General features: G+C 55.2%; 24 protein-coding genes. 11 read left to right on the forward strand and 13 right to left on the reverse strand.

Features of this window, described 5'->3' with window-relative positions; translation table 11 throughout:
- Positions 1-306: 306 nt before the first annotated feature.
- The 7 genes from EP166_RS14095 to EP166_RS14125 form a co-directional block, all read right to left on the reverse strand.
- Positions 307-2421, reverse strand: a complete 2115-nt coding sequence (locus EP166_RS14095) for a TonB-dependent siderophore receptor (protein WP_127558191.1) — start codon at positions 2419-2421, stop codon at positions 307-309.
- Between the two features lie 119 nt (positions 2422-2540).
- Positions 2541-3509: a helix-turn-helix transcriptional regulator gene (locus EP166_RS14100; protein WP_127558193.1), complete on the reverse strand. Its 969-nt coding sequence runs from the start codon at positions 3507-3509 to the stop codon at positions 2541-2543.
- A 301-nt stretch (positions 3510-3810) separates the two neighbouring features.
- Positions 3811-4842 (reverse strand): DUF2157 domain-containing protein, encoded by a 1032-nt coding sequence (locus tag EP166_RS14105; RefSeq protein ID WP_127558195.1) that lies wholly within the window; start codon positions 4840-4842, stop codon positions 3811-3813.
- 453 nt (positions 4843-5295) lie between these two features.
- Positions 5296-5910, reverse strand: a complete 615-nt coding sequence (locus EP166_RS14110) for a LysE family translocator (RefSeq protein WP_127558197.1) — start codon at positions 5908-5910, stop codon at positions 5296-5298.
- Positions 5911-5970: 60 nt separating this feature from the next.
- Positions 5971-7770, reverse strand: a complete 1800-nt coding sequence (locus tag EP166_RS14115; RefSeq protein WP_127558199.1) for an ABC transporter ATP-binding protein — start codon at positions 7768-7770, stop codon at positions 5971-5973.
- Positions 7767-9524, reverse strand: coding sequence for an ABC transporter ATP-binding protein (locus EP166_RS14120; protein WP_127558201.1), 1758 nt, complete (start codon positions 9522-9524; stop codon positions 7767-7769). Before EP166_RS14120 ends, EP166_RS14115 begins: the two co-directional genes overlap by 4 nt.
- Complete coding sequence (locus tag EP166_RS14125) at positions 9517-9765, reverse strand: hypothetical protein (RefSeq protein WP_127558203.1); 249 nt, start codon at positions 9763-9765, stop codon at positions 9517-9519. Before EP166_RS14125 ends, EP166_RS14120 begins: the two co-directional genes overlap by 8 nt.
- 155 nt (positions 9766-9920) lie before the next feature.
- Here EP166_RS14125 and gloA point away from each other — a divergent pair, with 155 nt between their 5' ends.
- From gloA to EP166_RS14140, 3 genes are all read left to right on the forward strand, one after another.
- On the forward strand, positions 9921-10478 hold the full coding sequence (gloA, locus tag EP166_RS14130) for a lactoylglutathione lyase (protein WP_127558204.1): 558 nt from the start codon (positions 9921-9923) through the stop codon (positions 10476-10478).
- A 276-nt stretch (positions 10479-10754) separates the two neighbouring features.
- Positions 10755-11225, forward strand: a complete 471-nt coding sequence (locus EP166_RS14135; RefSeq protein ID WP_127558206.1) for a hypothetical protein — start codon at positions 10755-10757, stop codon at positions 11223-11225.
- Entirely contained in the window at positions 11192-12373 is a 1182-nt protein-coding gene (locus EP166_RS14140; protein WP_164743952.1) for a GGDEF domain-containing protein, read from the forward strand. The genes EP166_RS14135 and EP166_RS14140 overlap by 34 nt, the downstream gene beginning before the upstream one ends.
- A 372-nt stretch (positions 12374-12745) precedes the next feature.
- Here the strand turns inward: EP166_RS14140 and EP166_RS14145 are convergent, their stop codons facing one another.
- Entirely contained in the window at positions 12746-14062 is a 1317-nt protein-coding gene (locus EP166_RS14145; RefSeq protein WP_127558210.1) for a methyl-accepting chemotaxis protein, read from the reverse strand.
- 819 nt (positions 14063-14881) lie between these two features.
- Here EP166_RS14145 and EP166_RS14150 point away from each other — a divergent pair.
- The 5 genes from EP166_RS14150 (at position 14882) to EP166_RS14170 (ending at position 18000) form a co-directional block, all read left to right on the forward strand.
- On the forward strand, positions 14882-15535 hold the full coding sequence (locus tag EP166_RS14150) for a response regulator transcription factor (RefSeq protein ID WP_127558213.1): 654 nt from the start codon (positions 14882-14884) through the stop codon (positions 15533-15535).
- 131 nt (positions 15536-15666) lie between these two features.
- Positions 15667-16794: an SLC13 family permease gene (locus tag EP166_RS14155; protein WP_127558215.1), complete on the forward strand. Its 1128-nt coding sequence runs from the start codon at positions 15667-15669 to the stop codon at positions 16792-16794.
- Positions 16755-17198, forward strand: coding sequence for an anion permease (locus EP166_RS21645; protein ID WP_127558217.1), 444 nt, complete (start codon positions 16755-16757; stop codon positions 17196-17198). The genes EP166_RS14155 and EP166_RS21645 overlap by 40 nt, the downstream gene beginning before the upstream one ends.
- Before the next feature lie 23 nt (positions 17199-17221).
- Positions 17222-17740, forward strand: coding sequence for a hypothetical protein (locus EP166_RS14165; RefSeq protein WP_127558219.1), 519 nt, complete (start codon positions 17222-17224; stop codon positions 17738-17740).
- 56 nt (positions 17741-17796) lie between these two features.
- On the forward strand, positions 17797-18000 hold the full coding sequence (locus EP166_RS14170) for a hypothetical protein (protein ID WP_127558221.1): 204 nt from the start codon (positions 17797-17799) through the stop codon (positions 17998-18000).
- A gap of 83 nt (positions 18001-18083) precedes the next feature.
- Here EP166_RS14170 and EP166_RS14175 read toward each other — a convergent pair whose 3' ends face one another.
- Together EP166_RS14175 and EP166_RS14185 are read right to left on the reverse strand one after the other, a co-directional pair.
- Positions 18084-18638 carry a hypothetical protein gene (locus tag EP166_RS14175; RefSeq protein WP_127558223.1) on the reverse strand — a complete coding sequence of 185 codons (555 nt, stop codon included), beginning with the start codon at positions 18636-18638 and terminating at the stop codon, positions 18084-18086.
- A 410-nt stretch (positions 18639-19048) separates the two neighbouring features.
- Positions 19049-20101 carry a helix-turn-helix domain-containing protein gene (locus EP166_RS14185; RefSeq protein WP_127558225.1) on the reverse strand — a complete coding sequence of 351 codons (1053 nt, stop codon included), beginning with the start codon at positions 20099-20101 and terminating at the stop codon, positions 19049-19051.
- 138 nt (positions 20102-20239) lie between these two features.
- Between EP166_RS14185 and EP166_RS14190 the strand changes: the two genes are divergently transcribed.
- On the forward strand, positions 20240-20593 hold the full coding sequence (locus EP166_RS14190) for a DUF805 domain-containing protein (protein WP_127558227.1): 354 nt from the start codon (positions 20240-20242) through the stop codon (positions 20591-20593).
- Positions 20590-21138: a hypothetical protein gene (locus EP166_RS14195; protein ID WP_127558229.1), complete on the forward strand. Its 549-nt coding sequence runs from the start codon at positions 20590-20592 to the stop codon at positions 21136-21138. The genes EP166_RS14190 and EP166_RS14195 overlap by 4 nt, the downstream gene beginning before the upstream one ends.
- A gap of 167 nt (positions 21139-21305) precedes the next feature.
- Here EP166_RS14195 and EP166_RS14200 read toward each other — a convergent pair whose 3' ends face one another.
- A complete protein-coding gene (locus EP166_RS14200; RefSeq protein ID WP_127558231.1) occupies positions 21306-22430 on the reverse strand; it encodes an NADH:flavin oxidoreductase in 1125 nt (374 codons plus the stop codon).
- A 105-nt stretch (positions 22431-22535) separates the two neighbouring features.
- Between EP166_RS14200 and EP166_RS14205 the strand changes: the two genes are divergently transcribed.
- Positions 22536-22901 carry a winged helix-turn-helix transcriptional regulator gene (locus EP166_RS14205; RefSeq protein ID WP_220432589.1) on the forward strand — a complete coding sequence of 122 codons (366 nt, stop codon included), beginning with the start codon at positions 22536-22538 and terminating at the stop codon, positions 22899-22901.
- A 102-nt stretch (positions 22902-23003) separates the two neighbouring features.
- On the opposite strand, the gene EP166_RS14210 is transcribed toward EP166_RS14205, so the two are convergent.
- Positions 23004-23633 carry a hypothetical protein gene (locus EP166_RS14210; RefSeq protein WP_127558233.1) on the reverse strand — a complete coding sequence of 210 codons (630 nt, stop codon included), beginning with the start codon at positions 23631-23633 and terminating at the stop codon, positions 23004-23006.
- A gap of 100 nt (positions 23634-23733) precedes the next feature.
- The gene (locus EP166_RS14215; RefSeq protein WP_127558235.1) at positions 23734-24495 is read right to left on the reverse strand and encodes a helix-turn-helix domain-containing protein; all 762 of its coding nucleotides are present in this window, start codon (positions 24493-24495) and stop codon (positions 23734-23736) included.
- Between the last annotated feature and the right edge of the window lie 107 nt (positions 24496-24602).

Raw genomic sequence — 24602 nt, forward strand, 5'->3', positions numbered from 1 at the left:
CGAAGGTGACGACGTTGATTACGCAACGTCTCTAGAGATATCTACAGGGTCGAGAAACCGGAATTATGAATGTCGGGTACATCCCATGGATCTAGATTAGGGCCAGATACTCGTGCCTACTTTGGTTATTACCTGTCCAGGATCTCCGAGGGCCATCCAACATGGTTTCAACCGCGCCGAAGAACATTGGGTGATACCACGCGCCATCCGACCTCCAGGCAAGACCCGGCCATGAGTGCCGGGCCCTTACCGTGTAATGCATTCAGTGTATCCCGGTTAGCGCGCTTTTGCTGATCGGGCCGGCCCTTAAAAGGCGTACGACACCGCGGCGGTAATGGTCCGCTCGGCGCCGAAATAACAGAAATCCAGACTGTTGTAACAAGACGCTACGTAAGACTCGTCGAGCAAATTGTTCACCGTTACCCGGCTGGTGAGGCCGTTGGCACCCAGCGCGCCGAAATCGTAACCCACCGTCAGGTCCAGCAGGGTGTAGTCCGGAACCTTTTTGGTATTGGCATCGTCAGCGTAGATATCAGCCGCATGGCGCACACCCAGACCCACTTCGCCGCCCTCCAGCAACCCACGGCCAAAGCGGTAATCCGCCCAGACATTCAGTTGATGCCTGGGCACCTGGCTGGCGGTCTTGCCCTCGCGATAGGGTTCCGACTGCTCGAAGGTCACATCGGTATAAGCATAGCTGGCCTGAACCTTCAGTTGGTCGGTCAGCTGGCTACGGGCTTCCAACTCAACCCCCTGGGAGCGCATTTCACCGATGCTCCGGTAGAAACTCTCCTGGGGTAGCTTGGTCGCCAGGTCTTCCTGGTGAATGCGAAACAGGGACAGCGAGTACTGATCCTGAGAGCCTGTCGGCTGAACTTTCACCCCGGCTTCGATCTGCCTGCCCTGGCTCGGCGCCAGCAAATCGCCGCCTTCATCCGTATAGGCACTGGGCGAGAATGAGGTGGAATAAGAGGCATAGGGCGCGACCCCGCTTTCAAACGCATACACCAGGCCCGCCCGTCCACTGAACTGGGTATCATCCAGTTGTGCGACAACGTCGGTGTCTTTGTTGGTATTGTTGATCGCCACCCAGTCGTGGCGGCCGCCCACGGTCAGGTGCCAGCCGCCCAGGGCGAGCTGATCCTGCAGGTACAGCCCGGTCTGGCGCAGCTCGCGCTCATTGCGCACTGCCGGGTACATGGCACTGGGTTCGGCTCCATAGTCGGGGTCAAAGGCGTCGATGTTGGGAAAGACCCCCGAGGACCAGACCACCTCGTTGTCGCGCTGCTGGTAATCCACACCAACCAGGACTCTGTGCTCCACCGGCCCGGTCCTCAGATCCGCCTGCACCTGGTTGTCCAGGGTGACGGCCTGCAACTGCTCGTCACCCCCGGAGTAATAGCGGGTCAGTTCGGTATCGTTGGCCCAGCCATAAGCATAGACTTGCGCCAGCGACACCTCGGCCGACAAGTAGCGCGCTTTCTGACGGACCGTCCAGTTGTCTGTGAAGCTGTGCTCCAGGTCATACCCCAGCAAGGTGGTGTCCCGCTCGAACCGGTCGTAGCCAGGCTCCCCCTCAAAGAAGGTATTATCGATGGTCTGACCATTGCGCGGCTCAACGGTACCTTCATAGGGCAGGCCGCTGTGGTAGCCACCTTCCGGTTCATGTTGCAGATAGGCCAGCACGGTCAGGCTGGTATCGTCGGTCAGGTAGCCGGTGATCGACGGCGCGATCGCATAGCGCTCTTCTTTCACAAAATCCTGCTGGCCATCGGCACCGGAAGCCAGCCCGGTCAGCCGATAGGCAAAGGCATGGTCGTCATCCACCGGGCCAGTCAGATCGAAGGCCAGGCTGCCTTGCTGATGGCTGCCAGTGGTCAGCCGCACTTCGCCACTGCGTTCAAATTCCGGTTGCTTGCTGCTGAGCGCAACCAGGCCACCCGGCGATCCCTGGCCGTACAGCACCGAAGCCGGCCCCTTGACCAGTTCAACCCGGTCGAGAAACCACGGATCGATAACGAACGAGCTGTAGGAACCACCGTCGTTCATCACCCGCAGTCCGTCCAGGTAGGTATTGTTGATACTGCCATCCGAGAAGCCACGCAGAATCAGGTAATCGTACCGGTTGGAGGCACCCACCTGGTTGGTGCCGACGCCCGGGCTGTAACGGGCGGCCTGCTGGACGGACCTGGCACCCTGCGATTCCCAATCATCCGGGCTGATAACTGACACGGTTTGGGGGGTTTCCAGAAAAGGGGTTTCGGTTTTGGTCGCGCCTTCGGAAGCGGTGACCGAGACAGCATCCAGCTGGAGGCTGTGGGGCTGGTCGTCGGCTGCCACCTGTTCAGCCATGGCAGAGGAGCCTGCCAATCCGGCAATAGCCAGCGTGACAGACCGGGACAACAAGGAAGGTTGGAACATGGGGTTGGACCTCAAGTGACATCTCATAAAATAGTAATGAGAATTATTACTTTTTGAGGCCCGTTGCGCGTATGCGTCCTGACAGGCTGCGTATGCGCAACGACAAATCCGGCGGTTACTCAGGCGATGTCGCTGGGTGACACCCCAAATTGCTTGCGAAACGCGGTCGCGAAATTGGTGGCGTGCCGGTATCCGCTCCGGTGGGCGGCCTGCTGAACGCTGAACCCCTGTTGCAGCAACGAACGCGCCAGCTCCAGGCGACAATGGCGCAGATACTCGAACACCGGCATGCCGTAGGCCCGGCTGAACTTGGCGCGCAGACTGCTGGGGCTCATCGCCACCTGACCGGCCAATTGGTGCAGGCTGTAGTCGTCGGTGGGGGCCAGTTCCAGCTGTTGCCGGATGCGCTCCAGTCGTTGAAACTCGGCCGGGCTTACCCCCCGGCTGGCCGCCATGGCCATCGGCTCGCCGGACAGCCCGTGCCCCACCAGCTGCAGGGCCAGGCCCTCCAGCACCAGTTGACCGGCCAGGTCTGCCGCTTCCGACTCGAGAGCCTGCTGCAGAGTGGTCAACAGGTTGACGGGCACCCGCCAGGCATGAACGGGCGATGGCGACGCCCGCAGCAGTTGCGCCAGCGACGGGCTCAGTGCGCCAAGCTGACCCGGCGTCGCCGGGTTCAGCGCCAGTGTTACTGTCTTCAGCCGTGGCCCGGGGCATTGCACCGCATGCAAGGCGTGGCCCGCCCGCAGCTGCAAACTGAGTGCCTGGCCGGCCTTGAGCTCACAACGGTAGGCACCCACCTCCAGGCTGATGGCGCCTTCCACTACAATCACAATCAATAACGGTGACTGGCCGAGAGAGATCGACTCGTACCGGTGCAGCACATTCAAATCAGACAGGGTAAACCGAAAGCCGGAAGCCAAGGTCCATTGTCGAACAACACCCCGGGCCACCGCCTGATGATCCAATCCCCGACGGTGGGATCTCAATCCGGGGAAGCGGTAATCTATGCCGAAGCGCTGCCCAAACGACAGAAAATCCCCTACGGAAAAAGCCCGGTTAGCCGGGTAGACCTGAGTTTCCCGCACCTGCGAAGACCCTTTGTTAACCTGATGAACAGTGCCAGCTGGTAACCAGCGGCCCGGAGGGTATCAGCTCGAAGGATGACACTCAATATAAATGGTATTGATTATCATTCGAAGATTCTATCTGATGTCCATCACGTGACGCGCTCAGAAACCGGGGTTTGATGGTCACTGATGTGGGCGTCTTAGGAAGATCTCTCCGCGTTGGACTCATTTGCAAGGTCTGGACATGCCTGCATGAGTCCGCCTTGTGGCAACGCCCCTCGGATAAGCCAGAACCCGGGGGGAGTGATTCAGAGGCTCTCTAGCGGTTTTTCGAGTCCAGCAATTCCCGAAAGGCAACAGGCAGCCAACCCCGTACTTTTGCAGTCAGCGCGTGCTCATTCTTCTGCCAAAGAACTCCCAAATAGATAATCGCCAGGCCAATCGCCGTTAGCGCAATCGGAAACAGCAGGCTCTCTTCAAACACCGAGTGGGCGAGGTACCCGAGATAAAAGCTACTGCCCAGCGCACCAAACACCACAAAAACCCGGCGCACCAGCATCACGCCCAAGCCCATCATTAACAGGTTAATGCCAAAATACAGCAGTTTCGACAACTCGCTGTCAGAATGCTGTGCGGTCAGGCCACCCCAGAACGTCAACACACCGAACAGGTAAAGCCAGAACGCGTAATCCGCCGAATGCCTGGCCCGAATGTCCACCCAGAATGCCAGGCCCAGCATCAGCAAACCAAAATACAGCGATACCAGCGACCGCAATTCAAAATCGGGACGCTCACCCACCAGCATGGCCGCCAGATCCATCGATAAGTACCACAGAGTGAAAGCGATCGGCAAAACCAGAAACGGGTACTTGTATAGCCGGGCAATAATGACACCACTGGCAAGCGTACCGAGCTCCATATAAAGCCAATGCCACTTAATGTACCGGTGGTAATCACGGTACTCACTGCCTTCGGGCCAGACACCCAGCCCTTGCTGAAACCCGTAGATGAACAACGGCGTGAGAAACACCGCGAAGGTGGCACATATGCCCGCTGGAATGGCATAACCTTGCTTCTGAAACCGGTTGGCAAGCAGTAACCCGCCTGCCGCATAGAAAAACGAAATACAGACAATGCCCCAGCCACCAAAGGCTTCCCAGCCTAGGCCCATAAACAAGGTCATGGCGCCAATGGCAATGAGCCCGCCAAGGTAGTAGAGCACATGGGTCAGGCTGAAGCTTGGACCCACCTCCGGTCGGGCTTGCAGAAACGCCAGCAACCGCGAGGATTGCTCCTGCGAGAGAATGCCTTCCGCGACGGCCGCGTCCATGGCGCTTTTTGTTATTTTCATTCGGTTATTTCCTTGTTTTGGCTAGACCAGCGAGCCATCTGAACTGGCCTGTCACCTGCCCTATTATTTTCGTCATTCATACTTGACCTCAAGTTAACATGAGGAATTAGCATGGCCGTGCTCAGATCAAACACAGCAACCATGAGGAAGCAGCCATGTGGACCCGTCAACTTCTGAACGTCATCAGATCACGATACCAGCGCGCCAAGTGGTTAAAACACCAGCGGGCCATGCGCCTGGACTTGGCTCATCTGAGCGATCACCTTAAAAAAGACATTGGGCTGAACAACCGTGGCGCAGTGCCTTTACTGACCTGGCTCGATGCGCCAGAAACAACACGGACTGCGCCAACCAGGGAGCACCCACATCCAATTAATCTCCCAAGAACGAACAGCTATTGAGGAACCGTTAACCGGAATGCAGGGCAGGCATCCCGCTCATAAAACGCCGATGTTAATGACTGGTAAACGGTAAGGCTGAGCCAATGGCAATAAACAGCCCGCCACAGACGTGATTAAACCGCTTACCGACCCGGGCCAGCCAGGGCCTAATGGTAAAAGCCAATCGTGCCAGCCCGTACTCGACAAAGAACTCACCCACGGCAAAGGTCAGCGCCATGATCACGAACTGCTGCAACAGGGCCGCATTCGGGTCCAGAAACTGCGGTAGAAATGCACCAAAGAACAACAGCACCTTGGGGTTTGATACAGCGGCCAGCAAGCCTTGCCGGAACAATGTGGTACCCGATACCCATCTCTGTTCCGAAACATTCTCGACCTGCGGCGGAGGTGAGCGCCATACCTGGATGCCCAGCCACACCAGATACGCCGCCCCGACCCATTTCAACACCATCAGCGCATGGGCTGAGGCCTGCAATAATAGGCCGATACCAAACATCGACAAGGCAATGGCGATAATAAAACCAAGCGTGCCACCACTGATGGTAAACAGAGACCGCCGGTGGCCATAAAGCGCGCCATGGGTCAGCGCGAGCAGGCTATTGGGCCCGGGTGTTAACGACAACCCAATGACCGCAACCAGATAAATCAACCAGATGTCCAGCGCCATGGCCCCGCCCTCATGTCCCTTTATCGGGGCACTATGCAGCCCGCTCCGGCCGTTGTCTACTCAGGTTACAGCATTAGGTTCGCCATCATGGCCGTCGGCATCACCCGGGTTGTCGGCCTGTTGCAACAACCCGGCGTACACGGCGTTTTGCGCCAGCAACTGCTCATGGTTACCCTGCTCGACGATGCGCCCCTGGTCGAGCACGAGAATGGTGTCGCTGTGCCGGATCGTACTCAGGCGGTGTGCAATGGCGATCACGGTCCGTTCTTTAAACAGTCGGCTGATCGCCCGTTGAATCAGGTTTTCGGTCACCGAATCGACGGAGCTGGTCGCTTCGTCAAGCATAATCACCTGGCCGCCCTGGGCGACAGCCCGGGCAAAGGAAATCAATTGCGTCTGACCGGCACTGAGGTTGCCGCCATTGCCGTCCAGCTCCATGTCATACCCGCCGGGCAGTGTTTTGATAAAGCCATCGGCATACACATAGCGAGCGGCTTCGTGTATCTGTTCCCGGTCTACCGAGGGTTTACCGAGGCCAATGTTGAAAGCAATGCTTTCGTCGAACAGGTACACATCCTGCTGCATCAGAGAAAACAAAGGCATGGCGTCTTCGATCGATAAAGACGACAGTTCGATGCCGTTGAGCAGAATGCTGCCTTCGTAATCCTGGTAGACTTTTGAGATCAACCGCAGAATCGTCGATTTGCCGGAACCGGTTGTGCCCACCAACGCCAGCTGATGGCCCTTTTCCAGCCGAAAAGAGACGTCTTTCAGCACCCAGGGGGCGTCAACCGCGTAACGGAAAGACACATCCCGAAACTCCAGCGACTCGAAAGTCTGCAACCGATCCCCCAGCGTCTCTTTACTGATGAGGTCACGGCCGTCTTCCTCCAGCGGTTCCTGAAAAAGTTCGTCGATGTGATCGAACGCAGCGAACGAGCGCTGAATAGCGGCGATCTGTCCGGTGAAATCACGCAGCGGTACGAAGACTTTTTCCATGTTGTTAATGAAGGCGATCAGCACACCGAGCGTCACCGCCTCCTGCACCACCTTGCCGGAGCCGTACCAGATGATCAGACCAATGGTGATGGTGGTCACACCGGTAATCACGGAAAACAGCACGGCATCATATTTGTTCGACTTCAACTGGGCCTGTAAAAACGACTCTGTATAGTCGGCATAGCGTCGTTCAACTTCCTCTTCGGCTCCGTACAGCTGCACCGTCTTGACGCCGAGCAGACACTCCTGCAAAAAACCGGTGCCCCTGGCCAGAGCGCTGCGGGTAATCTGATACATGCTGCGCAGTTTGTCGCGAATCAGTTTGGTGATGTAGAGCACCGGCGGAAAAACGGTCAGCACGATCAACGTCAGCTTCCAGTCGATGGCCAGCATCAGAATGATCAAGGCGATGGTATTGATCAGGTCCCGCACCATCGACAAAACACCCATGACAAAGGAATCGGAAATGGCTTCCAAGTCACTGGTCAGGCGCGATAGGGTAACGCCCGCCGGTGTCCGGTCGAAATAGGTTCGGGGCAATTTCAGGATGCGTCGGAACAGCACCATGCGAATATCAAACAGTGTGAACTGCCCGGTTTTTCTCAGGAAAAACGAATAACAGGAATCAGCGATGTAATTGACAGCAACCACGCCAACCATCAGCCCAATCAGCAAGGGCAAGCCTTCGAACTCACCAACGGACAGATAGTCGTCAATAATCTTAATGGTCAGCCAAGGAAACAGCAGGTTGCTCGCGATGGACAATGGCAACATCGCGACGCCGATCAGGCCCCAGGTTTTGTAGGGCTTCGCAAATTGCAGAAAACGGCGAATGTAGCTGATGTCGAGTCCCCTGATCATGCGGTTTCCTCCACATCGTGCTGCTGCAGCTCCCAGGTTTCCCGGTAGTAATCGCTGCTGTCGAGCAATTGCTCATGAGTGCCCCGAGCAATGATTTCTCCGTCGTGCAGCACCAGAATCTTATCCAGATTTTCCAGAGCGCTGATGCGATGCGAGACCACCAGCACCGACTGCTGCCCGATGCGATTGAACAGGCCACCGAGGATTTTGCGCTCCGTCTCGTAATCCACGGCAGAGAGGACATTGTCCATGATGATCAGATCGGCCGGGCTGAGCAGTGCCCGCGCGATACTCAGACGCTGCTTCTGGCCGCCGGAGAGCATAATGCCCTTCTCGCCTACCAGAGTCTGGTCGCCATCCTGAAAGCGCGAGATGTCGTCGCTCAACTGGCTCAACGCCAGAACCTCGTCGATCTGATGTTTGTCGATAGACTGCCCATCGGTTCCGAAGCGGACATTGGCTTCCACCGTATCGGAAAACAAATAGGGCTCCTGGGTGATGGTGCGCACTGTGCCACGCCACTGCCGGCGCGGCAGTCGGGCAATGTCGTCCTCGCCCCAGAAAATATGCCCTTCCGGAACCTCGAGATGGTGGTTAATGCAATTGACCAGTGTCGTTTTCCCGGCCCCGATGCTGCCCAGCACACCCACCTTTTTGCCGGGCCCAATATCGAAGCTGATGTCTTTCAGCGCCAGGGTCTCCTGCCCCGGGTAGGCAAAGTTCAGATGACGCACACTGAGGGTTCGCCCGACCGGCGCCGAGGACGCAGGCTCAAGCAAGGTACGATCCGTCTCGGGTATCTCGGCGTTCATAATGGACTGAACACTTTCGATGCTGACCATCCCCATCTGATAGACCACGGCGATCCGGCCCAGTTGCGCCAGTGGCAACGCCAACAGCGCGGAATACGACAGGAAGGCGGTCATTTCCCCCAGCGTCAGCCCCTGTTGCAGCACCATGTAACCCCCGAACCCGAGAATCACGACCTTCATCAGGTCGTTGGCGTAATCCAGCAACGGCAGAATGAACGTCTGTATCCGGGTCACTCGCATAATGGTATCCAGCAGGCGGCCGTTCACCTGCTCGATTTCAGCCAACACCCAGGGGCCCATCTGCTGGTTCTTGATCAAGTCGATGCCGGAGAGGTAGTTCATCAACTGTTCGGAAAGCCGTTGCAACCGATTCATGCGCTCGGCCTGGTACTTGCGCATTCGCAAAAAGCCCTGGTTGAAGGCAATGAACGCCAGCGCCACCGGAATGACCGAATACAGCATCAGCGAGGGCGAAATGCGCCACATCCAGATCGGCGTCAAGGTCAGCGCGAAGATCACATTCACGGTCTGCAGGAAGCCAATGCCGTAGAACAGCCGGATGCCGTTCATGTCATTGTTGATGATCGAAATCAGCTTGCCGGACTGAAACCGCTGATGATAGGCGTTGGGTAATCGATTCAGCCGAAAAAACAAATCGTTCTTCAACTGCGCTTCGGTAATTCGCCCCGGGTTCAGTGAATACATTCGCGACAGAATGCGCACACCGACCATGATCAGCGAAAACGCAACCACCCACAGTACGTACTCATTCAAATTGCTGCGGGCCGCCTGATCGGCTTTGCCAAGCAGATCGATGGCCTGCTGAATGTAGCGCGGTATCTCAACCTGCAGCCAATTGACCACGAAAATACAAACCACAGCAATCAGATACGACCACTTATTCAGCAAGAAATAGTGAAGAATGAACTGGCGTTTAGTCATCGGCCTTCTCAGGCGTGCTGCAGACGGATGGTTCGGTGCAGTGGGTGGGCGGCTCGATGCCGTACTCGTTTTGACAGGCACGGATAATGGCGTGGCGAACATCGCCCTGCTGTTCGAGGGCGTCGAGCAACCAAACCGGCAGACGAACCGGCCGTGTTTTGATGCCGGGTTTACGGCCACAGCCGGGCCGGGCGCCGCCACGGCTGCAGCAGCCGCCTGGCTTGTTGGTCGAATCTGACAAGAGGAACTCCGGGGGAAATTTTGAAAAGTGTACACTTTTCATTTCAAAAGTACAGCCCGGGCTTCGGCGGCTTGCCCTTCCCTGACGCTTGAGCCAACCCGGTGTTTGGGCTTTACTGTGCGCCGATAACCCTTCAAGCAACAACAGGAGTAACGATGAGCCGCCATTTTGAAACGGCCGAAGGCCTGAGCGAAGCACGCGACCCGGCAACCGAAGGCTTTGTCTTCAACCAGACCATGCTGCGCATTAAGTCACCTCAAGCCTCACTGGACTTCTACACCCGCGTGATGGGCATGACGCTGGTACGCAAACTGCCCTTTCCCGACATGCAATTTACCCTCTACTTCCTGGCTGCCGTAGACCCGGCCGACCTCAAAAACTGGGCAACCGACACCGACACACGCACAGAACAGACGTTCAGCCGCCCAGCCATGCTCGAACTGACTTACAATTGGGGCTCGGAACAGGATGATGCGGTTGCCTACCACAATGGCAACAGCGACCCTCGCGGCTTTGGCCACATCGGCTTTGCTGTGCCCAACCTAAACGATGCCTGCGCCCGCTTTGAAGACTTGGGCGTGCCCTTTGTGAAACGTCCACAAGACGGCAAAATGAACGACCTCGCCTTTATTCAAGACCCGGATGGCTATTGGATCGAGATCTTTGAACCCAGCCGCATCCCGGCTGGCCTGGCGGCACACCTCGGGGAGTAAACAGGCCCGGTAACTTCTTGTTGGTTCGCTCAATAGAGTCCATGTACACTGTCGGACGTTTTTTGACCGATACCGCGACCTTCGGGGCCATGATGTTCAAGAGCGCAATGCCCTTTTTCATCCTCTTCAACCCCGAGGTCCGGCAGAAGCATACGACTACCGGTCAATAGCCAACCTGAAAGCTACGCTGTACATTCGGTTGTGTGGAGGGGCTGCTGACACAACCTGACGTACCAACATCGCGTTTCAAGGTCTCAACGGACAAGAGGGCTTTCCGTGAAAATGCTGTACAAGGCACTTATTTCGCTTTCGTTATTCCTACCCATGCTGGCGTGGTCGACGAACCATCGCGAGGGCATCACGCTGATTCAAGGTACTGAAAGCCGCGTGATGAACCTGGAGGAGCTACACACCCAGGCAAACGTCTCCATTGCTATTTATGAACCTTTCCGGCGCGATCAGATCTCAATCCAGGGCATTCGCCTGGCAGACTTTGTATCGCAGCACTTCGAAGGTACCCCCGACAGTATCGAACTTCAGGCACACGATGGTTACACCGTCGTCATCTCCAACTGGCAAGACCAAAACTGGATTCTCATGACCCACGAGAACGACCGGCCACTGACGTTACGAACCCATGGTCCGGTCAGGTTGGTAGAGGAAGACCTGCGCAATCGCGATCCGAACATACTGCGGGACTTCACCGAATGGGTATGGATGATTCAACAGATCAGGGCGGTAGAGTGAACCTGCCGCAAAACCGGTTATCCTGGTGGTTGTGGCTAGCCACGTTGAGCTTCGGTGTTGTTGCGGCCTGGGTGGTGTACGAAGTACGCTGGTTTTATCCGGACCTGCAACGCCATTTCGGCCCGGTGGGCGACCCACAGGTAGGCCGCCAGATCATCACCCGTTCTCGCGAGTATTTGCAAAACGGGCTCACGATACTGGCCACGGAGCCGCTGGATGAAGCGCAGTTCGAAGACGGCTATTTTCAATTCGAACTGGCCTACAGCTTCCTTAATGTTGGGCTCTATCTGGAGCGTTATGAGTGCACTGAACCGAGTTTGAACCAACTCGGTCAACTGTTAGATCGCCTAACGAGTCCCGCCACGACCGATCTGGCGTCCGTCGTGCGCACCGTCAACCCCGTCATTCAGTGCGCAACGTCCATTGAACAACATCAGTGGGAACTGCGTCAGACACGTGCCCTGCACATGGCCGAACGCCTCGATCGCAGTCAGCGCTGGTTTTTAACCGTTACCGGCATTGCCTACTCCATGGGTGTATTGTTTCTTGTGTTTTATGAACTCCAGAGACGACACACCAATCGTTCTTTGAAATCCCAGGTATCCTGGATGGAAAAAGCGCTGGAAGATGCCCTGACCGGCGCGCAAAACCGGCGCGCCTTCGACCAGGACCTCCAACGCCATTTCAAACGATTCAAGAAAGGCGGTGACAGTTTTTCGTTGCTGATGTGCGACCTGGACTATTTCAAAACCTACAACGACCAATTTGGCCATACTCGCGGCGACGAAGCCTTGCAGCAGGTGGTTGAAGCCATCACCCACACCCTGAGACCCGGGGATCAGGTGTACCGGTACGGCGGTGAAGAGCTGGCCATCCTTTTGCCCAATACGCGTCAGCAAGAAGCGCGCCCAATTGCGGACAGAGCCATTACGGCAGTGCGCCGGCTGGGCATCGGCAATCCCGCCAGCCCATTGAAAACATTGACCCTAAGTGCCGGCCTGGCAACCAGTGGCGACACCGACACAACAGGGGAAGACGTGCTAAACCGGGCAGACAGTCTTCTGTACCAGGTAAAAGTAAGCGGCAAAAACGCTGTCATCGACGAATCACAGAGCGACGTTATTCCGCATGATTCCAACACACCCTAACACGGTGTGATGGAACCAGCCTGCACTTCACACTCAAGCACCCTGGTCAGGTTAAATCTCGTAGCCTATCGATTCAAGACATGAGTCGTGGTTCCTGTGCTGGCCGGTTGAAAGAGGCGTACATTCTTCAGACAAACCACAGGTCACCATGAGTTCGAAGCCGCCTCCCTCCCGGTTACATTCAGCCACCGCAGCTAGCGCGGCAGCGATAGTAGCGGCGGACGAACCACCGACGCTGCGAAACTGATACCTGGACGCCAACCAAAGCAGTAATTTAGGGTAAACCATACCGCTTGTTACCCCACCTTTTATAATGAGGTCACAGGCTTCCTTCTAACTTAGAATTGTCCTCCTTGGACACGTAAACCCAGCCTATTTCAGCTGATTGGCAAACTGGCTGACAACGCTCACAACTTGCTGCGCGCCTTTTTTGATTTCTTTCATAACGCGGCCAGATTCACTGGACAGCTCCAAACTTTGCTGTGCTTTTTCTTTACTCTGTTTGATCGCGTTGACCGAAGACTGTGTCAGGTTCTGATTTCTTTGCACTACTTCCGCAATTTCCTCGGTGGCGTTACTGGTTCTTGAAGCCAATTGGCGAACCTCATCGGCCACTACCGCAAAACCCCGCCCCTGCTCCCCGGCCCGGGCTGCTTCAATGGCCGCATTAAGTGCCAGCAGGTTGGTCTGATCGGCAATGCTGCTTATGCTCTGTACGATACTGGCAATCAGTTGCGATTGTTTGTCCAGGGCCGATATTTCCTCTCCCGCCAGATCCATTTGGGTGGACAATTCGCGAATGACATTAAGGGTTTTTTCAATAACCTGGGCACCCTCATCGGCCATGGCATCGGTTTCTTTTGAGGTGCTGTAAGCAATGTCTGCCGCAGAGGCTACGGCCTTTTCTCTTTCAACTTCGGTTGTGATAACAGTGGCAAACTTAACCACCTTGTAAAGCACGTCATCCTGGCTAAAAATAGGGTTGTACGAGGCCTCTAGCCAGACATCTCTGCCACTCTTGCTGATTCGCCTAAATCGGTCAGAAACGCTTTCACCGTTGGCCAGCCTTTCCCAGAAACGGGCATAAGAGCTGGAAGCCACTTCTTCAGGATCACAAAAAATTCGATGGTGCTTCCCTTTTATTTCATCCATGGAATAACCCATAGCATCCAGAAAAAGGTCATTCGCATGCATCACATGACCATGTGTATCAAACTCGATTAACGCCGTTGAGCGATTCAGTGCTTCAACCAGATCCTGATAGGCTCTGGACGTATCAATGGTGCGAGTGAGAACGGTGCTGTGTAGCGTAAATTCCTCGAGGTTACCTGCTTCATCTACGACTGGCTGAAACACTGACCTCAGCCATTCTTGCTTGCCATGTGCATTCAGAAATTGTATGGCACCAACCCAGTGTTCTCTGTTTTCCAGGGCGCTCTTAAGGCTAGCAAAATGCGGTGTATCTCTCGCATTCTCAGGCACGCATTCCAGGAGCTTTCTGCCCTTTATTTCCTCATCGGAGTACCCTAGCTCATCGGCCGTATTCTTGTTTTGCGCCGTAATGGTGCCTGAGCCGTCTATTATCAGCACCAGCATTTCTGCATCCAGGCTTTTTCTAACCTGCTTCAACTTGAACAGCTTACTTTCTAGTCTGGCTATTTCGGCTTTTGAGCTTCGATTAAAAAACATAAAGATACCATCGTCTGGGTGGGCAATAGCGCTAGCATTGTAACGGCTGCTTAGCAGGTAAACTTTAGGGGATTATAGCCAACAAAATACAAACCGCGATTCGTCCAAAAAAACGACCGGACAGCGCCTCTGAGACACTCACCTGGGTATGAGACCAACCAAACATACCCAGTCGTCTTTTACGCGGCAGCCAGTCGCTGCGTCAGATCACGCCGACTAATTTGGTGGAGATCGAGTGTCGAATCTCGGGCATCAGAGGCAGCCGGGTATCCACGTTAGGACTATCTTTTTGGCTATTAAAAAGCCCCCATTGATAGCCAATAAGTATGAATTTCATCGGGACTCTATCCGGCAGATTGGCGCTTGTTGTGCATGTTCACCAGGGCTCTTTCAACAGCATTGCCCAAGTTTAGTGCTTTGCGACCCATCGCCTCTGGACTTATAACAAAGAGAGTCCGAATATGACGCTGTGCGGCACTACATCGCATAATTGAAGTTGGCCCTTGTGGCCTGAGCGCTACTTTTAGCTCCCATTAACAATGGGGGATTATTGCAAGAGCAGTACGGCGGACCCTACGAAGTCCCGGCGAACCATAGAAGGGCGCCCTAACCGCTAGTCAATCTTGGTCAGTCGTACCTTTTTTGAAGTCCCCGGGACTCTCATTAACACTGACAAGGATAGGCTACGATGCAAAAGGCCCCTGTGAATCACTCTGCCACACCCTCCATCTTCCTTGCGGTTCACACCCGCCGGCTCGCCTTGTTTAAACCCGGCACCAGGTAATATCCAGAGTTCGGGCTAGACACAGGTCTAACTCAGTGGATATTAGAGTCTTCATTTCACACAGCTACCCGTTATTGCGGTATGGATTACGCTGTCTTATTACCGACGCCCCAGGGTTGTTACTGGTAGGAGAGAATGACGCAAGCCGTCAACCGCTGCGACAGTTGCAACGCCTAAAGCCAGATGTTGCGTTAATCGAACAACAAGACAATGAAAAATGCTGGCAAACACTAGACGCCATTAAAGTTCGCGGCCTGGCCGTCCGGGTGATTTTGGTAGCCATTCATCCCAGAGGAGAGGTCATCTACCGCGCCATGACAGTCGGTGCCGCCGGATACATTACCCGCCAGACGCCTGCTGGTCGTATTGCCGAAGCGATTGAAATTGCGGCCTCTGGGGATGTAGCCCTCTCTCCCGATGCGCAATCATCTCTGCAAGCGTTTTTGCAATACCAAAGCAATCACCAGCAAGAACAGTCACCCCATCCATTACCGCGTTTTTCAGAAATAGAACTGGAAGTGCTCTATCTGATCGCTCAGGGGTTGTCTAACAGCGAAACCGGGCGTCTGCTCCACATCAGCTCGTCCACGGTCAAAAACCACCGCCAGAATCTCTTCGCCAAACTGGGCGTGCCTAACGCACCCGCAGCGGTGTATCGCGCCATCCAGAACGGCCTGCTCGAACCCTGACTCTTTTCGGGTACATCACCGCTCCTGAGCCCATGCCTGCCGACTTGTCCAAAAGTCTGGCCGTTCAACCCATGGTCGTCTGCATTGCCCTGGCCTAGCGTTGAGGCTCCTGAGCAGCGAAGGAGGCCGACATGGCTCTTCCAGAAACCAAAACGCCAACGTCCAACAAGCCACCTTTCACCCGAACCAAAGTAATAGGCCTGTTACTCGGACCAACACTGATGCTGGCCATCCTGATGATTCCCCTGAGCCTGACCTGGGAGCAGCAGGCGCTGCTGGCGGTTATTTTTATGACCGTTACCTACTGGATCACCCAGCCCATTCCCATTCCGGTGACCTCCATCCTCGGCCTGACGCTAACCGTCGTGTTCAATGTTGCGCCTGCCCGTACCGTCTTCGGTGCGTTCTCGTCGCCAACCCTGTTTCTGTTGATCGGCGGCTTTATGATTACGCTGTCTATGGTGAAATACGGCCTGGGGCAGCGGGTTGCCCTGGGCGTGCTGTCACTACCGGGTATTGGCCATTCAACCACGCGCATCATCTTTGCGTTCGGCCTGCTTGCGGCCCTGCTGTCCGGTGTCATCGATAACGGCGCGGTGGCCTCTATGCTGGTACCGATCGCCATTGGCCTGGTGCAAGCGCTCTCGCCAGACATTCATGAAAAACGCCCGGACCTGTCCAACCACCACCCCCTCCGTTTCGCCACGGCACTGATGCTGATTACCGCCTACGGCGCCACCGTCGGTGCGCTGATGACGCCCTTTGGTGATGCCACCAATATGGTGGGCCGCGAGTTTATACAAGCCGAATTCGACGTGTTGATTTCAGTAGGCAGCTGGATGGCGCTGGCAGTACCCATCGTCGCGGTTCTGTTTCTGCTGCTGGTCACCATCGTCATCCTGATCAATCGTCCGGAAGTGCGCACGCTGCCCAATGCTCAACAGCATCTGGCCGAACACCGTCGCCAGTTGGGCAGAATGAGCCGCGGCGAAAAGAACACGGCCATCGCCTTCGGTCTGGCGGTCTTCTTGTGGCTGCTGCCAGCACTGATGGCCTTGATCTTTGGTCATGGTTCGGCACCACACCTGTTCCTGGTGCAACGGCTGCCACCACCCGTCGTCGCTATTCTGGTTGCCTGCAGCTTGTTTCTGATGCCAGTCAATCGCACAGAGGGCTTCACGCTGCGCTGGCGTGATGTCCGGCAGATGGATTGGGCCCCGTGTTGCTGGTCGGTTGCGCCCTGGCGCTGGGCAACCTGATGACACTGACCGGCCTGGCTCAGGTTTTCGGTGCGGGCTTGGCCGACCGCATCGGCAATGTCGGCCCGCTGATTGTCAGTTTTCTCGCCTCGGGCACGGCCATTCTGTTCTCCGAGATCAGCACCAACCTGGTGAGCATCACTGTTCTGGTTCCGACTATTCCACCAGTCGCCGAAGCCGGCGGTGGTAACCCGCTGGTCGTAGCGCTGATCGCCACGTTTTCCGCCATTTACGGCTTTATGCTGCCGATATCGACCTCGGCCAACGCCATTGTTTTCGGTTCTGGCCAGGTGCCGGTCTGGCAGATGATCAAGACCGGGTTCTTCGTCGACCTGTCGGGGATCCTGGTCATCGTGACGGGTGTGACCCTGCTACTGCATGTTGTGCAGGTGGTTTCACTCTAACCCCACAGCGAAAGAGGTGACCCATGAGTACGCTCAAGACCCATGCAAACAGTAATACCGATACCGACACTAACACGGACGCTGATACGGACACTGACACCAATAGTGCCAAGGCCACGGCCGACCGGGAAGCGGAAGCTCAGCAAGAGAAATACAAGGAAAAACCGGTGGTCGACCGCGGCCCTCACGCCGTGGCGACCTCGGCCGTAGCCGCCGAAGCCGAACAGGGTGACGGCCCGGCTTCAGCTAGCGCGGCGAGCTCAGCGGTCGGCGATGGCGTCGCCGAAACCAGCGCGGTCTCAGTCAGTGTTTGCTCCGACTACGCCGCTGCCGCATCAGACACCGTCGCTGTCGCCGTTGGCCCTTATGGTGCCGCCGCAGCCGGGCCGGTCGGGGTGGCAGTAGTCGCGCCGGACGGTGCCAGCGCATCGAGCAATGCGGCCAACTCGAGCAGCACCAGCATCAATCACAAGGCTGGACAAGAGGCCACCGGAGAGGTGACCGAGTCCAACCGAAAAGCAACCAAGCGTCCGCATGCCTGAGGTGAAAGCCCTGGGTGAGGACAAACGCAGTCAACTGCTAACCATAGGAGGAAATCATGACACAACAAACCGACACGCAAGGCGCCATCCTGTCTCTGGTTAAAGAGATCAAGACGATGGTTATGGCAGAACGTCGTGAAGCCGAGTTCGATCAGGTACACGACAAGTTGAACGCTCTGACCCGGCAGCATGAAACGATTCGCAATGATTTGCGGGAAATTCTCATGATGCTGGCTCAGAACCAGACTGCCGCTGATTGACTCGACCCCTGGTTCGAGTGCCAAGCCCCCGGGGCTATTGCTCCGGGGGCTTTCTGCCTAATTATTACTGCCGCCCACTTCGGCTACCTAAGCGCATCGAACAGCAGCGGGGTCATCGTCGATACCTCCTGCGCGTACAAATCCTTCTCGCCTCTATGAACCACACCATTCAGGACCAAATCGAACTTTACGCGAACGTACCAGCCATCAACACAGGGGACTGGCTCCAGGCTTTCCGAGTCAAAATGTTGCTGACCTTGCTGCCAGAAGCCAGTTGTATAGTCACTAAGTAACACCACCGGTGCCTGCCCCGGAAATTCATAGGAGAAATTTCTTACGAGTATTGATTCAATGTTTGGGTTACGTCCAGCAGTGGTACCCGTGGCCCGCACAAAAAATTCAAAATTAACTGACTGGGGAGCATGCGAGTTTTTGTATAAAAAAGGGATATGATTTTTTGTTGCTGGAAACCAGGATGGGAACGTAGAGACCACTAGCTCGTTTTCATCATCGAGCGGAAACACATGCGACTCATACTCGTACTTCACAAAACGAGCACAACCCGCAATGGAGGTGAGAACTGCGACTAACACTGCACATTTGAATAGAGCCATAAAACTACCAAGCTTACATTGCATCCTGCCACCTTTAAAAAAACTTGCCGGTTAATCCATTGAACCACTAGTGGCAACTTATGATAATGAAGCCGCTAACAGCGAATTTTGAATCATCTTCATATCAACTTTCGACAGAAAATGACGCCCTGTTGACTTGATACAAGCAATCATTACCCTGCCACTGATAGCCAGAAAAGGCAGGCGCTTCATTGCTTTAGCCCAATTGAATCACGTAAGGGACTTTCGTACGGTACCTTTACACTAAAAGTGGGTTATCGCTTCTCTTCCATCAGACCGACCAGGTTACCACCCGGATCCCGAAGAAAACCCGTCCATAGCTCATGGTCCGGCATATTAGCAGCGAGTTGCGGTGCAAGTGTATCTGCAACAGCCAACATAGACGCCCACCTAACGTACACTGCAGTATCCCATCATGACGCCTTCAGTGACCGACGATACGCGCTTGGTGTTAGCTGAGTTACCCGAAGAAACTCCCGGTTAAAGTTGGACTTGGTCTGAAAACCAGACTCTAAGTAAACCTGGGTGATCGAGTGGGTGGTATTGGCCAGTAATTCCTTGGCCCGCTCAATGCGGTATTCATTTACAACTTGCGAAATGTTTCTGTTATACACCCGGTTTATTGCCACCGATATCTGTCGCGCCGGTATTCCGGACTTGCGAGCCAACCTGTCCAGTGTCAGGTCTGGGTCCAGGAATACCTCTTTCTCAATCATTAACGCCGTCACGGCCTTAATGATCGCTTTGGCCGCATCATCAGAAAGCTCCGAGCTCGGGTTGTCGTCAATAGGGCTGCCCGCTGTTTGCTCAGCCGGCTGTGCCACCTGGCCTCGACGGTCTGACGGTACCCTGCTCATGCCAATTAACAGCACCATCCCGGAGAGCACCGGCAGTAGAATGAAGTGCCCAATGCTGAGAATCGCATCGGCATGCACCCCCTGAAATGTAGCCATATCAACGCTGATGACAATGTCGAGCATTGCGGACAGTAGCAACAGTACGCCGGCGAATCGCTCAGCCACGATCGCGGTACCCGCCTGGGAAAGCCGCACTTGACCGGGCACTTTGTCGGCACTGAAGGACACCCGAATCAGAGCAACCCCATATCCCAAATAGATGAACGCCAAAAGAGGATCCAGCGGTGGGTTCCAAAAAGGATAGGTTAGCGAGCCCAGTATAACGAGCAGTGGCCACAGCGCATGAACCAGGAAGGCTGTCTTGTGATGGTGAGCCCGGGCGAAGCAATACCAGGCAGCGACAGGAACGCAGGATGCGACGGCCGGTTGCAACGCTCTGAATAGAGGGATATCCGTCAACGCTCTGATTCCCACGATGACGGGAACGGCCGCGCACAACCCGATAAACATATAGGTTGCCAGGCCAACAGGCCGTTGCTGTGCAATCAGTACGATAGCCAGAATAACCAGTAACAATGCAACGACAAAGGGGAGTGGCACAAAAATCATAGGAACCTGTAATCAGCAAGTTAATCGCCAGTGTGGCCTCAATCGCTTTCCAGTACGTCCTCGAACCCGATTGAGGACGCCTACGACGCTAGCACAGCCGACGATTGAGGTGTCTGGAATTGATAGGAGGACAACATTATGTACGAGTACCTGGACGGCTGGAAACGGTCCTTTCAATGGTCAGGAAACGCCTCTCGCCAGGCTTTCTGGCAGTTCATGCTGGTTAACTTACTGATCTCGGCGATCCTGGTTGGCATCGATGCCAGCCTTCATGGGTACGGCGCTTTAGAGGGACTCTACAGTGCCCTTGCACTGATCCCGACCCTCTCGGTCAGTGTACGACGACTCCACGACATCGGGCAATCGGGGTGGTGCCTGCTGCTGATTGTGATCCCTGTTATCGGGGTCCTGTGGCTCATCTGGCTACTCGCACAGCCAGGCGAGGATCAGGGCAACATCCATATCAACGCATCGACCGGGGGTCACGAATGAAACGCTCATACTGTATTGGCACGATTGCGAGCCTGTTCTTGGCCGGTGTCGCCATAACCGGTGCATTCGGCAGCGTTCCGGTTCCTGAACCTGACTCACCCGAGCCCGCTTTGAGCGATAGTGTCTTACCCATGGGAATGATTTTTATCGAATCGCCAAAACGAGGCAGGCTGGTGAGGCTAGAGGGGATTGTCGGCAAAGGTGAGCTGGTAGCGAGGCAGAATGACGGATCCTGTGTTTCGGTTGCCATTCGAATCGCCTCGGGGAATGTCAACGGACAGGGGGTCGGCATTTCACGAGCCGAAAGCATCCAACTCATTATCCACTCCAAAGCCATCACCGAGAGTTTATTGGCTGGACAGGAAATATTCAGCAGCCACCATACGGTGGGCTATAGCGATGGAGTGCCGGTGAGCGATATGCAGATAGCCAATGGGCTGAACATCACTGATGAGTTTGTCCTCAACCCCGGCGAATGGTCATGGACCTCCTTATTTGGGCTGGCTAAAACGGAAGTGACCTGTGAGCGACTGTTCTCTACCTGATACCCGGGTTCGGACTGTCGGCGCTTGACGCCCAGGCAATAGCTGAGCGACCAGGCCACCCCGTCCCATTGCCGATGCGACGCCACTTATCGGGGGTGTCACGAACGAGTCTGGCTGAAACCGGTGTTAGCCGTTGCTGAACACCGGTACAGTGAATGCTGGTCAGATCAGACCAGCTCTGCCAGTTGCGCCGGTTCGAATCCGGTCAGTTCATCGCTGGCACCACGTTGCACTTTCTGCGCCCAGTTGGGATCGCCCAACAAGGCCCGCCCGACGGCGATCAGATCAAACTCTTTGCGCTCCAGGCGCTGCACCAATTGATCCAGCTCCGTGCGCTGCGAACTGTGACCGCCAAAGGCAGAGAAGAAATCGCCATCGAGGCCCACCGAACCAACACTGATGGTGGGTTTGCCGGTCAGCTTTTTCGCCCAGCCCGCGAAGTTCAATCCGTTTTCACCATCAACCTCAGGAAATTCGGCTTCCCAGAAACGGCGTTGCGAGCAATGGAAAACATCCACTCCGGCATCGGCCAGAACCCCGAGCCATGCGTCCATTTCCGCTGGTGACTGCGCCAGCCTGGCTTTGTAGTCCTGCTGTTTCCATTGGCTTAACCGCAACAGCACGGGAAAATCCGCACCCACCGCCTGGCGGATCGATTTAATGACTTCAACACCAAAGTTGGCACGTGCCAGCACCGTGTCGCCACCCCAGCGGTCGGTCCGCTGATTGGTACCTGCCCAGAAAAACTGGTCAATCAGATAACCATGAGCGCCGTGCACTTCAACCACATCAAAACCCAGGCGTTTGGCATCTACTGCGGCTTGAGTAAAGGCGTCGATGGTGTCGGCGATATCAGCATCGGTCATGGTTTTACCAACGGGCTTATCCGGAGCGAACAGACCGGACGGGCTTTCCATCTCACCTTCCGCCTTCCAGCCACTGCCGCTGGGCGCCGTGCCGGTATGCCAGATTTGCGGACCCATACGACCGCCAGCCTGATGCACACCATCGATGACCGTTTTCCAACCGGCCAGCGCTTGTTCGCCGTGAAAAAAGGGAATGTTCGGTTCGTTACGAGACACCGGTCGATTGATCACCGTGCCTTCCGACAGGATCAGGCCGACATCCGCTTCGGCACGACGACGATAGTAGTCGGCATTGGCTTGGCCGGGAATGCCTTCGGGCGCCATATTGCGCGTCATAGGGGCCATAACAATGCGATTTTTAAGGGTCAGAGAGCCCAGTTCAACGGGCTGGAAGAGAACGGATGTATCAATAGAATCTGCAGACATCAAAAGAATTTCCTGTTCGGGTGTTTAACGGCGCACATAGTATATTTTTTATACCTAGTGTAAATTAGGCACTTCAATTGCACCAAGTTACCTTGAGGAAACCTTGTGGCCGACAATCCGTGTTTTACCGCCCATTGCCCAAATCGAGTTCTATTTGCCGAAATTGCCGACAAGTGGACGATGATGATTCTGACCGTCCTTGAGCAGCACCCGCGTCGCTTCAACGACATCAAGCGACTATTGGAAGGTATTTCCCAGAAGTCACTGACCCAGACCTTAAGACGCCTGGAGCGCAACGGCATTGTCACCCGCGATGTTATCAGCAGCTCACCGGTAGCGGTACAGTATGAACTAACAGACATCGGCCAAAGCCTGTTGCAGCCCTACAAGGCACTGTATTGCTGGACGAAGGAGAAACTGCCGGAGGTGAATAAGGCGCGCCAGGCATTCGACCAGCGCCAGCCCGCCTGAATCGACACCGGTACAGGGCAAAGGCACCCGCCCCGTCCATTAACGCAAGCTATAAGAAGATGGTTTTTGATAGCCGCCGATTGCAAGTGCCCCATCAGATCCTTAGCGGTTCTTATCGAGTCCAATTTTACTTCTAATGCGCTTTGCCCACCGTGGCCGCTGCATTTTATACCGATACAGACTGTCCGGAACGGTGATGTTCGGGTTGGCTAATACCAGCGCATCGAAAAAAGCCCGCCGATCAAACCCGCGATAGTTCCCGTACATGAGTTGCTTTTGCCCTCCGTCTTTGAGCAGGATCACGTTTGATAAAAACTCGTTCCTAACATCGCTGACTTGCTTCAACTCCGTGATGTCGGCCGTGTTAACCTCCCAGCTCACATCACCAAAGGTCGGGTCGACGTAAGACAGGGTGGTTGGTGTGACCTTTACCTCAACTTGCTTATTTTCAATCCAAAACCACAGTGCTAACCCAAGCAACATAGCTTCAACCACCCAAATAGCGATATCCAGAACGTAAAGCAGTTGATTAAGCGCTTCGGTATCACTCGTGAGCGTCGGGAGATAGGTGTGGGCTGCCCAATAGAGAAAGAGCGCAACGCCCGCATTAACCACAAGCAAAGTGGCTGAAGACCGCTGTTGTCTGGTATACAGAAAGTAAGTTGGCATGGTTTTACCTTCGTAAAATTCAATCTTACGCCCCCCCAGACCCTGATTCTGGCGAATGCTCACCGTGAACCCTATTTCAGAGCCTGACGAATTTCTGTTTTAAATGAACCCTTATTCGCAGCGAGCTGGATCCGCCAATCAGGACCAAACCAAGACACCCACTTTATAGCCCCACGGATATTTCTGCAGGTTCCTCGATAGTAAACAATCGATCAAAAGGAGCCAGCCCGAACCCCGCAGTGAGTTTGTAGCCCCGACGGTGCTCCTTCGGCGCCATCAAACTATCGCGAAGCGCCAATCGTTGCATACGCTCAACGATCTCTTCCAAGTCGTGCATGATGATCTGGGCACTTTCACGGGTCAAATGCCGTCCCAATGTTTCAAACGCATAGTCCGGGCGGTGTTTATGGTCGAACACCCAACCCAGAAACGACTCGTTAACCTCACGGATGACGCGAGCAAGATGCTTGTCCCCGACAAAATCGACAGGGGTCTCCACACGCAACGAAACGTCCCCGCTGACCGGGTTTAGGTCAATCAGCTCCAGTGTTTCCAGCCGTCGCAAATAGTGATACAAACCGGGCTCGGTTAGACCCGAGACTTGTTGCAGTTGCTCGGGCTGGTATCGGCTCACCAGCATCATGAACACACCGAGCAATGACCGGTCTTTTGCCAGAGCCCGTGACTGCTCCGGTTGCAACGGCGTCGATACCGGGATCGCCTGGCTCTCAACCTCGATCAATTCGTGCAAATCCACCCCCACCGCCCGGCAAAGGGCAGAAAGGCGGCTCAGTTTGCAGTCTTTGTCGGCGAAAATCCGCTTAATGGTGACCTCCGAGACCCCCATGCGCTCGGCCACATCGGCATAAGTCATCTCCCGGGTGCGCAGGATGGCTTTCAAGCGAGAAAACAGTTGGTCAGACATAGTGCGATACTCTCTCCCCACGATAGGTATCCAATTACGATACGCACCAACCTTCGAGTATCAAATTACAAAATCCACTTTAAGCTGAGCTATGTTCCCATCGCACA

It is taken from the genome of Saccharospirillum alexandrii (assembly GCF_004000275.1).
In the GTDB taxonomy this organism is placed as follows: Bacteria; Pseudomonadota; Gammaproteobacteria; order Pseudomonadales; family Natronospirillaceae; genus Saccharospirillum; species Saccharospirillum alexandrii.